The 14,658-nt window shown below is 67.6% G+C and carries 11 protein-coding genes; 6 read left to right on the top strand and 5 right to left on the bottom strand.

The genetic code is table 11. The features are described 5' to 3' along the window. Positions 1–10: 10 nt before the first annotated feature. Entirely contained in the window at positions 11–742 is a 732-nt protein-coding gene (locus METUNV2_RS0100470; RefSeq protein ID WP_018227550.1) for a YebC/PmpR family DNA-binding transcriptional regulator, read from the bottom strand. Positions 743–878: 136 nt separating this feature from the next. On the opposite strand from METUNV2_RS0100470, the gene METUNV2_RS0100465 reads away from it, so the two are divergent. From METUNV2_RS0100465 to METUNV2_RS0100440, 6 genes are all read left to right on the top strand, one after another. Beyond that, complete coding sequence (locus METUNV2_RS0100465) at positions 879–2,096, top strand: signal protein (RefSeq protein ID WP_232415573.1); 1,218 nt, start codon at positions 879–881, stop codon at positions 2,094–2,096. A gap of 8 nt (positions 2,097–2,104) precedes the next feature. Continuing rightward, positions 2,105–2,530, top strand: a complete 426-nt coding sequence (locus tag METUNV2_RS0100460) for a hypothetical protein (RefSeq protein WP_036271237.1) — start codon at positions 2,105–2,107, stop codon at positions 2,528–2,530. A 64-nt stretch (positions 2,531–2,594) separates the two neighbouring features. After that, positions 2,595–4,145, top strand: coding sequence for a sensor domain-containing diguanylate cyclase (locus METUNV2_RS0100455; protein ID WP_018227547.1), 1,551 nt, complete (start codon positions 2,595–2,597; stop codon positions 4,143–4,145). A gap of 84 nt (positions 4,146–4,229) precedes the next feature. Next, positions 4,230–5,771, top strand: coding sequence for a helicase HerA-like C-terminal domain-containing protein (locus tag METUNV2_RS0100450; protein ID WP_018227546.1), 1,542 nt, complete (start codon positions 4,230–4,232; stop codon positions 5,769–5,771). Continuing rightward, entirely contained in the window at positions 5,771–6,670 is a 900-nt protein-coding gene (locus METUNV2_RS0100445) for a DMT family transporter (RefSeq protein ID WP_018227545.1), read from the top strand. The genes METUNV2_RS0100450 and METUNV2_RS0100445 overlap by 1 nt, the downstream gene beginning before the upstream one ends. A gap of 70 nt (positions 6,671–6,740) precedes the next feature. After that, complete coding sequence (locus METUNV2_RS0100440) at positions 6,741–8,642, top strand: M48 family metallopeptidase (RefSeq protein WP_018227544.1); 1,902 nt, start codon at positions 6,741–6,743, stop codon at positions 8,640–8,642. Positions 8,643–8,648: 6 nt separating this feature from the next. On the opposite strand, the gene METUNV2_RS0100435 is transcribed toward METUNV2_RS0100440, so the two are convergent. The 4 genes from METUNV2_RS0100435 to METUNV2_RS0100420 form a co-directional block, all read right to left on the bottom strand. Continuing rightward, positions 8,649–10,235: a sensor histidine kinase gene (locus METUNV2_RS0100435; protein ID WP_018227543.1), complete on the bottom strand. Its 1,587-nt coding sequence runs from the start codon at positions 10,233–10,235 to the stop codon at positions 8,649–8,651. After that, on the bottom strand, positions 10,235–10,603 hold the full coding sequence (locus METUNV2_RS0100430; protein WP_018227542.1) for a response regulator: 369 nt from the start codon (positions 10,601–10,603) through the stop codon (positions 10,235–10,237). The genes METUNV2_RS0100435 and METUNV2_RS0100430 overlap by 1 nt, the downstream gene beginning before the upstream one ends. Then, positions 10,600–13,569, bottom strand: coding sequence for an ATP-binding protein (locus METUNV2_RS0100425; protein ID WP_018227541.1), 2,970 nt, complete (start codon positions 13,567–13,569; stop codon positions 10,600–10,602). Before METUNV2_RS0100425 ends, METUNV2_RS0100430 begins: the two co-directional genes overlap by 4 nt. Positions 13,570–13,652: 83 nt before the next feature. Then, entirely contained in the window at positions 13,653–14,657 is a 1,005-nt protein-coding gene (locus METUNV2_RS0100420; RefSeq protein WP_018227540.1) for a septal ring lytic transglycosylase RlpA family protein, read from the bottom strand. Position 14,658 lies beyond the last annotated feature (1 nt).

Here is a 14,658-nt window from a genome sequence, read left to right as displayed (position 1 = left end):
TCCGGGTGGATTACTCGGCGTCGTCCATGACGGCGGTGGTATAGACCTCCTGCACGTCATCCAGACTGTCCAGCACGTCGAGAAGTTTCTGCATACGGACCGCATCGTCGCCGGCCAGCGGGCTTTCGTTCAGCGGCTTCATCGTCACTTCGGCGAATTCGGCGGTGAAACCCGCCTTTTCCAGCGCATCCTTCACCGTGACGAAATCGGCCTGCGAACTGAGCACTTCGATCGAGCCGTCTTCGTTGGTCTGCACGTCCTCGGCGCCGGCTTCCAGCGCCGCATCCATCAGCGCGTCCTCGGAGGTGCCGGGCGCAAAGATGAACTGGCCGCAGTGCTTGAACATGAAGGCGACCGAGCCGTCAGTGCCGAGGTTGCCACCGTACTTGGAAAAGGCGTGGCGCACATCAGCCACAGTACGGGTGCGGTTGTCGGTCAGGCAGTCCACCATGACCGCCGCGCCGCCGATGCCATAGCCCTCGTAGCGCACTTCCTCGTAGCTCACGCCTTCGAGTTCACCGGTGCCCTTCTTGATCGCGTTGTCGATCTTGTCCTTGGGCATGTTGACCGCCTTGGCCTTGTCGATGGCCATGCGCAGACGCGGATTGAAACCGGGGTCGCCCCCGCCCATCTTGGCAGCGACGGTGACTTCCTTCGCCAGCTTGGAAAAGGCGGCACCGCGCTTCTCGTCCTGACGGCCCTTGCGGTGCTGGATGTTGGCCCATTTGGAGTGACCGGCCATGGAGTACTTCCGTTAGAAATGTGTGAAACCCGATTTTAATCGAGAGCGCTGATGACGGGCTCAAGTGCGTTGCGCACCGCTCCGTTAATTCCGAATGGGATTTTTCCGGCAGTTTTTAGGGCAGGTGGATGCATTCATGACAAACAGAATTTTCTTGAGCCTTCTTCTTACGCTTTACGCGGGTACCACGACAGCGGCGAGCGACGACGCAGCCGAACCTCTGTGGAACTTCGGCGGGTTCGGCACGCTGGGAGCCGGCTACCACAACCGGGAAAATGTCATTTACAGGCGCGACCTGGAACAGGCCGGCGGCATCGAAGGTCACAAGCTCGGGGTTCGGATGGATTCGCGCATCGGGCTTCAGGCGAGCGCAAGCTTCACGCCGCGATGGTCGACCACGATACAGGCGGTCAGTCGCCTGAGCGCCGATGGCGACTGGAAACCCATGCTGAGCTGGGGTTTCCTGCGCTATGCACCGACGGACTGGCTGGAACTGCGCGCGGGCCGGCTGGGCGCGGATATCTATCTTGAGGGTGATTCGCGCCATGTCGGCTACGCCTACACGGCAGTGCGGCCGCCTGCGGAAGTGTACGGTGTGGTGACTCAGGACCGCTTTGACGGCGCCGACCTGACGGTACGCACACCGGTCGCCGGCGGCCTGGGTAGCCTGAAAATGTATGGCGGACAATCTCGCGGAGACTTCTACCTGTATGGTCAGCGGGTTACGCAGGACGATGCGACCACGCTCGGCGCGACCCTGGAATGGGCGAACGACACCCTGACGCTCAAAGCGGCCTGGGCAGACATCCACGCGCGCAACGACGTGTCTCTGTTGCGACTGCGCGACGCGCTCACCTCGATACCTCTGGCTCAGGCGCAGTACCGCGCGTCCCAGATAGAGACCTCGCACCACATCACCTTCGCTGGCGTCAGCGCGCGCTACGAAAGTGGTCCATGGTCGCTGCAGGGCATTCTCGCCCGGGAGTCCTTCTCGCAGTTTCCTCGCTATACCGGCTGGGGTTCGAGCGTGGTCGCGGGCTATCGCATCGGTGCATGGAAGCCCTATCTGACCTGGGGACGCATCTCTTTTGAACCGGATGAGAGCGCGCTCGCACTGCCGCCTCCCGCCGCTGCATTGCAAACGGTATACGATCAGGTGGTGGACCGGCTCACCATGAATCAGCGCTCCTTGGGCGCCGGCGTGCGCTATGACTTTGCCACCAACTACGCGTTGAAGATGCAGGTGGAGAAGGTGCGCGCCTCCTCCTCTTCCATCCTGATCACCCCCGCTGGCATGCCGGTCCGCGACACCAGCCTGACACTTTTCTCGGTCGTGCTGGACTTCGTGTTCTGATGACGCGGATGCGTTTCTTCCACTGCCTTGCCCTCGTCGCCGTCTGGCTGACGCTGGCAAGCGGCTGCGCCCGTGCCGCAACTCTGGCGGTTATCGTGCACCCATCGAGTGGCGTGGACAGCCTGAGCCGTGAAGAAACGAGTCATCTTTTTCTCGGCCGCATCAAACACCTGCCGTCCGGCACACCTGCCGTCGTGCTGGACACCACATCATTGCGAGCCGATTTCTACCGGGCACTGGTCAATCGCGAAATGAACGAGATCAATGCGTACTGGGCGCGGTTGAAATTCTCAGGGCGAACCCAGCCGCCCGAACAGATTGAAGATGCGGAATCCGTACTGCGACGGGTAGCCAGCGAACGTGGCACGATTGGCTATATCGACGCCACACGGGTCGACAAGCGCGTCCGAGTGGTACTGCTACTTGAATACTGAACGCACATCCAATCCGGTCGCCCCTGATCTCAGAACACCATCGCCCCGCCGGATCCGGACCAGCATGGTGTGGCGAACCACGCTGCTGATGCTCTTCTTCGGCGCACTGGTTGGCGCGCTGGTCGCGCTGGCCAGCACCGTCATGGTCGGGCGTGAAGAACGGAACCGCATGCAGCAGCACCTCGCGGAGCTGATGGCCACCGTCGAGCGTACGGCCAGCATTGCGGCTTTCGCACGCGACGAACAGCTGGCCACCGAAGTCGCACGCGGCCTGCTGCTCAACGATGCCGTCAGCCGCGTCGTCATCACGGAGGGCAATCATGTGCTCGCCATTCTCGGCGACGAAGATACCGACACGTCAGGCGTCATGCGACTGCCGGTACTCACCCGCCCACTGAATTCGCCCTTCGCGCCGGAACAGCAGGTTGGCGAACTCAGGGTATGGCCGGCCGGTTCGAAGATCGCGCAGGACGCGGGCGCCTACTCGCGCTTCATCGCCGTCATCCTGCTGGTCGAGCTGATGTTCGTTGTACTGTCGGTAGCCTGGGTGGTATTCAATGTATTCACCCGGCCGGTCAAGAAGCTGTCTGACGACCTTCACCATCTGGAGATCGGCGAAGGCGCACATGTCGCCGTGCCGAACGGCCACGCCGACGACGAAATCGGCCGGCTGGCAGGAGATATCAACGCACTGATCACGCGAATGGACCGCGTGCTGGATGCCGAGCGCGATGCACGTGCGCAGTTCGAGTCATCCGAACGCAAGTTCCGGCTGATTTTCGAAGGCGCCGAAACCGGCATCTTCACGGTTGATAGTGGTGGCCGCCTGCACGACTGGAATCCCTGGCTGGCCGCAAAACTGAGGCTGCCCGAGCGTGAAGGCCATGAGCGGAACTATCTGCTCGGGGATCTGCTGGGCGACACCTCGTCGCGGCTGGATACGCTGATGGTGCGCGCATTGAGTGACCAGAGACCGACATCGGCCGACTTCGGCGTGCAGCAACACGACGAATCGAACGTGCTCTGGTTGCACGTCGTGCTCAATCCACTCCCGGACGGGCTGCTGCAGGGCATTGCCAACGACGTCACCGAACGCAAGCGCGCCGAGGCACGCGCACTCGCCATGGCCGAACGTGACGCGTTGACCGGCCTGCTGAACCGCCGAGGCATGGAACACCGGCTGAACAACGCCATCGACGCGCTGAATGGCCACGGACTGGCGTTGATGCTGCTCGATCTGGATGGATTCAAGCAGGTCAATGACACTTTCGGCCACGAAGCAGGCGATCGCGTGCTGAGCAGCGTTGCGCGCCAACTCGAATCGGTGGTGCGGCGTACCGACCTGGTGACCCGCCTGGGCGGCGACGAATTCGTCATCGTGCTGTGCGCGCTTGAAAGCCCGGACACCGCCCGTTTCATCGCCACAAAAATCGTAGGCACGCTTGCGCGATCGATCGATGTCGGCGACGGCCAGTCCGTGCAGATCGGTGCCAGCATCGGCATCGCCTATACCGAGGCCCCCGGCACAAGGCCGGATGCGCTGATGCGCCGCGCCGACGAAGCCATGTACGCCGCCAAGCGCGCCGGCAAGTCGCAGTACCGCTTCGCCCCCTGAGCCGTACACCCCACGGTTGTCCACACTGCCTGCCTGCGGCGACGCTGGTAGCATCGGCGCATCTCCGCTCACAGGACAGACGCCATGGCCGAACCGCTCTACGTCGCCCGCGCCGGCGACCTCTCGCTCGCCCTGCTGCCCAATATGGCCAACCGCCACGGCCTCATCACCGGCGCCACCGGCACCGGCAAGACGGTGACGCTGCAGTCGCTGGCCGAGCGCTTCTCCTATATCGGTACACCCGTCTTCATGGCCGACGTGAAGGGCGATCTGTCCGGCATGGGCGCGGCCGGCACGGTCAGCCCCAAGCTGCAGCAGCGGCTGGACCAGCTGGGCATCACCGATTTCGTGCCCTACCCGAGCCCGGTCTGCTTCTGGGACGTGTTCGGCGAATCCGGTCACCCGATCCGCGCCACCGTCAGCGACATGGGCCCGCTGCTGCTGGCCCGCCTGCTCGGCCTGAACGAAACGCAGGCCGGCGTGCTCACCATCGTGTTCAAGGTGGCCGACGACCACGGCCTGCTGCTGCTCGACATGAAGGATCTGCGCGCCCTGGTGCAGCACGTCGGCGACAACGCGGCGCAGTTCAAGACCCAGTACGGCAACATTTCCACCGCCTCGATCGGCGCCATACAGCGCGGCCTGCTGCAGCTGGAGGAACAGGGTGCGGACCGCTTCTTCGGCGAGCCCATGCTGGACATCGCCGACCTGATGACCTTCGACGAGCACGGCCGCGGCACCATCAACATCCTGGCCGCCGACCGCCTGTACAACTCGCCCAAGCTTTACTCCACCTTCCTGCTGTGGCTGCTGGCGGAGCTGTTCGAACAGCTGCCGGAAGTGGGTGACGTTGAAAAGCCCAAGCTGGTGTTCTTCTTCGACGAGGCCCACCTGCTGTTCAACGAGGCGCCGCCGGCGCTGCTGGAAAAGATCGAACAGGTGGTGCGGCTGATCCGCTCCAAGGGCGTGGGCGTGTATTTCGTGACCCAGAACCCGCTGGACGTGCCGGATTCCGTGCTGGCCCAGCTCGGCAACCGGGTGCAGCACGCGCTGCGCGCATTCACGCCGCGCGACCAGAAGGCGGTCAAGACCGCGGCGCAAACCATGCGGCAGAACCCGAAATTCGACGCCGAACAGGCCATTCTGGAGCTGGGCACCGGCGAGGCGCTCATTTCCTTCCTCGACGAGAAAGGCCGCCCGTCCATGGTCGAACGCGCCTTCGTGCTGCCGCCCGCCTCCCGCCTCGGCCCGCTGACCGCCGACGAGCGCAGGGCCATGATCCAGCACTCGCCGCTGCAGGGCCGTTACGAACAGGTGCTGGACCGCGAATCGGCCTACGAGGTGCTGACCGCCTCGACCGCCGCCAGCCCGCAGGCCACGGGTCGCCCGGTGCCCGGGGCATCGGTGCCGGGCAGTGCGAGCCCCGGCGGTGCGCCGGCCGGCGATGGCGGCCTGCTGGGCGGACTGCAGGATCTGGTGTTCGGCTCCACCGGCCCGCGTGGCGGCCAGCGCGACGGCCTGGCCCAGACCGCCGCGAAGACGGTGGCACGCACCATTGCCAGTTCGGTCGGCCGCGAAATCGTGCGCGGCGTGCTCGGCTCCATCCTCGGCGGACGACGACGGTAGTGGCTGCACCGAACGGCAGCAGCGACGCCCGCTTCGGCGTCTGGCTGGCGGTCATCGCGTCGGCCGGCTTTTCGCTGAAGGCGATTCTGGCCAAGCTGGCCTACCCGCACGGCGTCGACCCGGTCACCCTGGTCGCGCTGCGCATGCTGCTGGCCGCGCCGGTCTTCGCGGTGGTGGCCTGGCACGAGGCACGGCGCGGCCAGCCGCTCACCGCGCGCGACTGGGCCACCGTCACCGTGCTCGGCCTGTTCGGCTACTACGGCGCCAGCATGCTGGATTTCTACGGCCTGCAGTACATTTCGGCCGGGCTGGAGCGGCTGGTGCTGTTCACCTACCCGACCCTCACGCTGCTGATCGGCTGGATCGCCCACGGCCGGCGCATCAGCCGGCGTGAAACCGTGGCCAGCCTGCTGTGCTACAGCGGCATCGCGCTGGCGGTGGTGCACGACATCGAAGTGAGCGGCGACGGCGCGCTGATCGCGCTCGGCTGCGCGCTGGTGTTCGGCTCGTCGCTCAGCTTCGCCCTCTACCTGACCGGCGCCGCGGCGCCGATACGCAAGCTGGGCGCCACCCGCTTCTCGGCGCTCGCCACGCTGGTATCCACCGTCGCGGTCATGCTGCATTTCGTCGCGGTACGCCCGTTTGACGCGCTGGCCCAGCCTGCACCGGTGCTGTGGCTGGCGGTGGCAATGGCCGTGTTCTCGACCGTGCTGCCGGTCTTCCTGCAGTCGGCGGCGATCCGCCGCATGGGGGCGCAGACCGCGGCGCTGGTCGGCAGCACCGGGCCGGTCATCACCGTGTTCCTCGCCTGGTGGATGCTGGCCGAGCCGGTGTCCGCGCTGCAGATCGCCGGCACCGTGCTGGTGATCGGCGGCGTGATGTGGGTGGGCAAGCGCTGACCGGGCCGTCACGGCACCGGAATGCATACGTGATATTTTCACCGCCTTTCCCGGCCTCCGGAGACAGGGCATGGATGTATCGCGTTTCGAACAGCTGATCCACCGTCTCGAAGCGGTGGCCGCGCGCAATCCATCGGGCTACCGCAGACGCGTGGCAGCGGTCGCGCTGCTCGGTTTCGTCATTCTCGCCGCCGTGCTCGGCATGGCGGTACTGACGATGGGCGCGCTCGCCGGCATCGTGCTGATGCTGTTCAAGGGCGGCGGTGCGATGGCACTGATCGCCTTCAAGCTCGGCAAGATGGTCGTCCTGCTCGCGCTGCCGCTGTGGATGCTGCTGAAAACCTCCTTCCGCATGCTGCTGGCCCGCTTTCCGGCGCCACAGGGTCTGGAGATCACGCGCGCCGACGCACCGCGGCTGTTCGGGCGCCTGGACGACATGCAGCGGCGCATGCAGGGCCCCGCCTTCCACCATGTGCTGCTGGTCGACCAGCTCAATGCGGCGGTGGTGCAGCATCCGCGGCTCGGCCTGTTCGGCTGGAACCGGCACTACCTGATACTCGGCCTGCCGCTGCTGCAGACGCTGGATGAGGACGAGGCGCTGGCGGTGGTCGCCCACGAATACGGCCACCTGGCCGGCAATCACGGCCGCTTCGGCGCCTTCATCTACCGGCTGCGCAGCGCCTGGGGGCAGATGCAGTCGCTGGCGCAGGGCTGGGACGACTGGGGCAGCCGCCTGGTGGCCCGGCTGTTCGGCTGGTACGCACCGTACTTCAACGCCTATTCCTTCGTGATGGCGCGTGCCGACGAATACCAGGCCGACCGGTCGTCGGCCGAACTGGTCGGCGCCGATGCGGCCGCCCGCGCACTGCAGCGGGTCGGCGTCGCCGCACGCTTCCAGGCGCAGGCGTTCTGGCCCGGCATCGACCGGCTGGCCGGCACCCAGGCCGAGCCGCCGGCTGCGCTGAGCAGCGAGTGGCGACGTGCGGTGTCCGCGCTCGATGCGGCACAGGCGCTGCGCCATCGTGACGACGCGCTGCAGGAGACGACCGGCTACGGCGACACCCACCCCAGCCTGAACGACCGGCTGCGCGCGCTGGGCGAAGCGCCGGCCGAGGCGCTGCCGGCACCGGCGGTCACCGCAGCCGAAAGCTGGCTGGGCGACGCGCTGCCACGGCTCGCCGGCCAGCTGGACGGGCAATGGTCTGACGGCGTGCGCGAACGCTGGCAGGAACGCAACAGCTATCTGACTCAGCGCCGCCAGACACTGCAGGCGCTGCGCGAACAGCCTGAACCGCGCAGCACCGACGACGAATGGGCCCTGCTGCAGTTGGTAGCGGAACTGGAGCCGGAAGCCGACCGGCGGCCGGCGATCGAGGCGCTGCTCGCCCGCGCACCGGATCATCTGGCGGCGCGCTTCGCGCTCGGCGATCTGAAGCTCACTGCGGACGACGAAAGCGGCATCGCCGATATCGAGGCCGTGATGCAGGCCGACCCGGACGCCATCATCGCCGGCTGCGAAACGATCTGGCGCTGGCTGAACCCGCGCGATCCGGTACGCGCCGAGCTGTACCGCGCACGCTGGGAAAAGCGGCAGGCGCATCTGGCGACGGTACGGCAGGAGCTGGATACGCTGGAGCCGAAGTGCGAACTGGGGCTGCACGATCTGTCAGCCGAACAGGAGGCCGCCATCGCGGCGACGATCCAGCCCCATGCCGGCCGGATCGCCGCGGTCTATCTGCTGCGGCGGCCGATTGCTGCCGACCCGCGGGCCCGCGCCTACGTACTGGCATTCGAAATGACCCGCCGCTGGCTGCGCAGTGCGGACGCACAGGTCAAACTGGCCCGCACCCTCGCCGCGGAAGACTATCCGGTCGGTCTGCACGTGGTACCGCTGGGCGCCAAAGCCTTCCGACCCTGGCGCAAGCGCATACGTGCACTCGGCGTTGTGCCGCTGCCGCCGGGCGAGCGCTGAAGAAGCTCAGGCGGCGATCGACGGCTGTTCGGCTTCGCTGTCACCCAGCGTGAAGCAGAAGGTGGCGCCCTTGCCCGGTTCGGCACGCGCCCACACCCGGCCGTTGTGGCGGCGTATCACCCGCTGCACCAGCGCCAGGCCGATGCCGGTGCCGTCGAATTCGCCTTCGCGGTGCAGCCGGATGAAGGGATTGAACAGCTTGTCGGCGTGCGCCATGTCGAAGCCGACGCCGTTGTCGCGCACATAGATCACCGCCTGCTGGCCGCGACCTTCGGCACCCACCTCGATACTAGCGTGCGGCACCGGCGCCGAGAACTTCCATGCATTGCGCAGCAGGTTGTCGAGCGCGATGCGCAGCAGGCCGACGTCGCCGGCCACCAGCATGCCCGGCTGTATCACCACCAGACAGTCGCGGCCGGGGTCGCCTGCGCGCAGCGTATCGACGATGTCCTGCGCCAGCACGCTGAGGTCCACCGGCTGGCGCTGCAGCGGCAGCCGGGTCACGCGCGACAGCTCCAGCAGGTCATCGACCAGGTGTTCCATGCGCAGCGCGGCGCGCAGGATGCGCGACAGCGCATCGAAAGCCGGCGCGCCCAGACCATGCACGTCCGGCCGGATCAGTTCCGATTCGAGCACGCTGGCGAAGCCGTGGATGGCACGCAGCGGGCCGCGCAGATCGTGCGACACCGAATAGCTGAAACTTTCCAGTTCCTCGAACGCGGCTTTCAGGCTGGAGGTGCGGCTGCGCACCCGTTCGTCCAGTTCGTGATTGAGCGCGCGCAGATCCTCTTCCGCCCGCACCTGCCGGCTCACGTCGCGCGCGCTGCCGCGGTAGCCGCAGATGCGACCTGAGGCGTCGCGCCAGGGCCGGCCGGACAGCGCCATGATGCGCACGCCGCCGTCCTGCTGCCGCCAGTCGATCACCACGTCGCGGAAACTGCGGAATTCGCGGGTGAGCAGGGCCAGATCGTCATGCCGCTGCGGGCCGGGCCGGCGCATCGCGAACAGCGCGGTCAGCGTGAGGCCGCGCAGCGGCCAGGCTCCGTCCGAGGTGTAGACGATGACGCCGTCGCCATCGCTTTCCCAGAACCAGTCCGCGGCCGCCTCGGCGAAGTCGCGCAGCCGGGCACGCTCGCCCTCGAGTTCGGAAATTTTCTTGTCCAGCTTGTCGCGCAGCCGCTCGGCGTACAGCGCGTCATTGCCGCCCAGCGGCGCCGGGGTCGTGGCGCGGCGGCCGGCCAGCGCTTCAAGTTCGCTGATCAGGGTGGTGATTTCGCAGGGCTTGACCAGAAAGCGGTCGGCGCCGAGCTGGTAGGCCAGTTCTTCGTCGCGCCGGTCGGTGAAGGTGGCGGTGTAGAAGGCGAAGGGCGTGGTGGCCAGCTGAGGGTGGGCGCGCACCGCGCGGCACAGGCCATAGCCATCGAGCTCGGGCATCAGGATGTCGGACACGATGAGGTCGGGCGGCTGTGCCTTGGCCAGGTCCAGCGCCGCCCGGCCGTCGGGCGCGGCGCGTACCGCATGGCCGCGTGCCTCCAGCGCGGCGCTGAGCATCAGGCGCGAGTTCTCGTCGTCTTCCGCGATCAGGATATCCATCAGGCTTGGGCCAGTACGTCTTCGATCTGGGTCATCACCCGCAGCGGGTCGATGGGCTTTTCGATGTAACCGTTGCAGCCTGCCACCAGCACCCGCTCGCGGTCGCCGGCCATGGCGAACGAGGTGATGGCGATGATGGGCACCGGCGGCCAGCCTTCGGCGGCGCGGATGCGCCGGGCCACCTCGATGCCGTCGATGTCCGGCAGCTGGATGTCGAGCAGGATGAAATCAGGCCGGTCGCGCAGCGCCTCGGCCACGCCGTCCAGCCCGGTCACCGCACTGCGGGTGGCGTAGCCGCGCGCGTGCAGGATGAAGCTGATCAGTTCGAGGTTGTTGTCGTTGTCCTCGATCACCAGTGCGGTCTTCACGGCCGGGGGCCCTCCGTCGCCCGGCCCGAGCCCTCGCGCGGCACGCTCAGCGTGAAGCGGCTGCCTGCGCCCTCGGTGCTCTGCACGTCCACGGTGCCGGCCAGCAGTTCGGTCGCGATCTTGCGGGTGAGGTAGAGGCCGAGGCCGGTGCCCGGCGTCTTGACCCGCAACTTGGAATCGATGCGCTCGAAGGGCTGGAATAGGCGGGCCAGACCGGCTTCATCCATGCCGATCCCGGTGTCCTCGACGGTAATGTCGAGCCAGCTGCCACGCACGCTCGCCTCCACGGTAATGGTCCCTTCGACCGTGTACTTTACCGCGTTGCTCATGAAATTCAGTATGCATTGGAGCAGGCGGCGGCGGTCCGCATGCACCAGCAGACCCGGCGGCTGATGCACCTGGATGAACAGATCCTTCTCGCGCGCGGCCTGCGACACCGACTGCACCGCTTCGTCGATCACCGACGCCACCTCGAAGCGCTCCTCGAACACGTCGATGAAACCGGCTTCGATCTTGGAAATGTCGATCACGTCGGTGATCAGCGCCAGCAGGTGGCGGGCCGAGCCATAGACCCGGGTGAGCTGATCGTGCTGGCGGGTGTTCAGCTCGCCGGCCATGCCGGCCAGCACCACGCCGGTAAAGCCGATGATGGAATTGAGCGGGGTGCGCAGTTCGTGCGACATCGAGGCGATGAACATCGATTTCAGCCGGTCGAGATCCTTCAGGCGCTCATTGACCCGGGCCAGTTCCGCGGTGCGCTCCTCGACCCGCAGTTCCAGCGTTTCATTGGCTTCGCGCAGCGCCAGTTCGGTGCGCTTGATGCCGCTGATGTCGCGCAGCACGCTGGATATGTACTGCACCTCGCCATCGGCGTCGCGGTGCGCCACGCGCACTGCCGACATCGGGGTGCTGCCGCCGTCGGGCGTGCGCAGCGCGGTTTCGCCGATCCAGATGCCGTCGCGCAGCACCGCCGGCAGTTCCACTTTCATGTAGTGACTGTAGGCCTCGGGCGGATACAGATCGCCGACCAGCAGGTCCGGCGGCAGCGCCGGGCCGGACAGGCCGACCGTGCGCCGGGCGGCCAGATTCAGGTAGGTGATGCGCAGATCGGTGTCTACCGTGGACACGTAGTCCGGCGTCGCGTCGAGAATGGCCGACAGCCGGGCCTGCGCCGCCTGCGCCCGGCGGCGTTCGAGCGCCACCAGATAGCGGCCGATCAGCGTCGCCAGTTCGCCGGCAAAACGCTGTTCGTCGTGCAGCCAGTCGCGCCGGCCTTCGGTGTGTTCGAGACAGATGACGCCGGCCAGCCGGCCATCGAGGAAAACCGGCGCATCCAGCATGGCGGTCACGCCCTGGCTGTCCAGATAGCCGCGCCGGAATTCGTGCGCCTGGGCGTCGCTGCGCGCGTCGGCCACCGCCAGCGCGCGCCCGCTGCGCATCAGCGCGAGGTAGTGCGGGAAGTCCTGCGGGTCGATTTCGTCGCCGGCGGCGTGGCCGCGTCCGGATTCGAGCCGGCGCGCGTCATACAGATCGAGGCAGCGCAGCCGGCCCTGTTCGGACTCCAGCCGCCACACGCTGACCCGCGGCAGCGACAGCGCACCGGCCACCACCTCGGTCACCGTCGCCAGCGCAGCGTCCTCGCCGGCCGACAGCGCCTGATCCACGCCCAGCCGCATGATGGCCGACAGCTGCTTTTCCTGCCGCTCCAGCCGGCCGCGCTGCTCGTGCCGGGCGCGCAGATCGTCGGTCACGTCGATGAAGGTGGCCTGGATCGCGTTGGCGCCGTCCCACTGCACCTGGCGGATGACCGAATCCAGCGTACGGCGCTCGCCGTCGGCGCGCAGCACGTCGGCCTGCATCGGCAGCACCCGACCGGCCGCCAGCAGGCGGCGGTTGCTGTCGCTGGCGATCACCGGCATGTCGTCCGCCACCACCATGGAGGCGAGCGAGCGCTGCGCCATCAGGTCGGCCACCGACGGGAAGCCGAGCAGTTCGGCCGCGCGCCGGTTGGCGTACAGCGGTTTGAACTCGCGATGAATCAGGATGCCCTGGATGGAGCCATCGAACAGATCCAGCAGCTGCGCCTCGCGTATCCGCGCCTTGCGCGATGCGGCAGCGCGCTCGTTCAGCGTGATGGCCAGCGCGTAGGGCGCGATCGAGAAAGTGACGATGAAGGCCTGCAGCAGCATCAGCGCGGCCAGCGGCGGCTCGTTGCCGAAAGGCCCCAGCCGGGCGTGCGTGCCGTACAGCGCGATCGCGTGTATCAGCAGCAGCAGCAGGCTCATCCAGCGCACCTTGAGCCGGATCGCCGACCACACCAGCACCGCCGGCAGCAGCAGCATCCACGGTTCCGGCCCGTCGAGCACCCGCAGGAAGGGCTCAGCGGTCATCAGCAGCGTGAGCAGCAGCCAGGGCAGCGCCTGGCCGAGATCGCCCGGCAGGCTGCGCCAGTTCAGATGGCCAGTCCAGCCGGCAATCAGCTGCACCATGAGCAGCGTGCCGGCGAAGCGGCCGGCGGCATGCAGCGTCCAGTCCGACACGTAGAAGGGCGCCTGCGGCGTCCAGGCCTCGGCCGCGCCGCTACCGACCGCCACAGCCAGCGCGGCGGCGATGAACCAGCCGTAATGATCGGCCCGCATGCGCGGAAAGGGCTGCAGCGGAAAGGTGCGCAACACCTGCACCGCCAGACAGACCAGCAGCGCATCAAGCCCGGCCTGAAGCAGCGCCGGCAGCGGCGCCACGCCCTGCAGCACGGCCGCCACTACCGCCACCAGCAGTGCCGGCACCGCATGCAGGTAGCCGAACATCAGCACGCAGGCGAACAGCACGCCGGGCGCCAGCTGCAGCACCGGCGGCTGACCGTCGGACAGGCTCAGCAGCGGGTCGAGCCCCGACGCTGCCGCGCAGCCGGCAGCGGTCAGAAGCAGGGAGAACGGTTGCAGCCGGGTGTGCGGGGAAGCGGACACGGTGTGCTGCGGACAAGTGGACGTGCCCGCATCTTAGCCGCAGCCGGTGGCCCGGAGGTATCGGCCCTTGGTCGGATGCGCGCTCAGCGCGCGATCAGCAGCGCGTCCAGCCCCAGCCGGTCGCGCAACTGGCGGGCCGCGCTTTCGGCGGCGTCGCGGCTGGCGAAGGGGCCGGCCTGTACGCGGTGGCGGCTGCCTTCGCTGTTCACCCGGACACGGTCGGCGAGTTCGGCCAGCGTGTCGGCCACACGCCGGCTCAGCGCCTGCGCGTTGTCGAGCGCGCTGAAGGCACCCAGCTGCAGCCAGTGGCCCGGCTCGGCGGTGGCTGCAGGCGCGGGCGCAGGGTCGGTGGCCAGCGCCGCAATCGGATCATCAGCCGCGGGGCGGGGAGCCGGGCGCTGCAGTTCCGGCCGGCCGGCGGCGCGGCGGGCCAGCAGATCGCCGGCACTGCCTTCGGCGAACACCGCCTCGACCTCGACCTCGGCGCTGCCGTCGTTCACATAGCCCAGCTTGGCGGCGGCGGTCCACGACAGGTCGATCACCCGGCCCGGTTTGAACGGACCGCGGTCATTCACCCGCACCACCACCGACCGGCCGCTGGCCAGATGGGTCACCCGGGCGTAGCTCGGAATGGGCAGCGTGGCGTGGGCGGCGGTCATGCCGTACATGTCGTATACCTCGCCGCTGGAGGTTTTCTGGCCGTGAAACTTGCGGCCATACCAGCTGCCCCGACCACGCTGGCGGAAAGGCTTCGCTTCGGTCATCGGCACGAACTGCATGCCGAGCGCGCTGTAGGGGCGGTTGGCGAAGCGGTGCAGCGGCTCGTCGCGCGGCACCGCGTCCGGGATGGCGGCAAGCGCAGCCGCGTCTGGCGCGCTGTCACCCGGGCCGTCGTCCAGATAGAAGCCCCCGCCGCGCTTCGTGACCGGCGGGCGGGCAGGCTCAGGTGCCACCGGCGGCGCGGTGCGCGTGACCGGCGGTGGATCGGGCTCCACTTCGGTCACCGTCGGTGCGCCGGCGCAGCCGGCGAGCAGGGCCACGACCAGCCACAGCGCGGGCGTGAAACGGGGCAGGCCGGCGCTGTGCACG

The organism is Methyloversatilis universalis EHg5 (assembly GCF_000378945.1).
GTDB classification, from domain to species: domain Bacteria; phylum Pseudomonadota; class Gammaproteobacteria; order Burkholderiales; family Rhodocyclaceae; genus Methyloversatilis; species Methyloversatilis universalis_A.
This window is presented reverse-complemented; position numbering and strand designations above follow the sequence as displayed.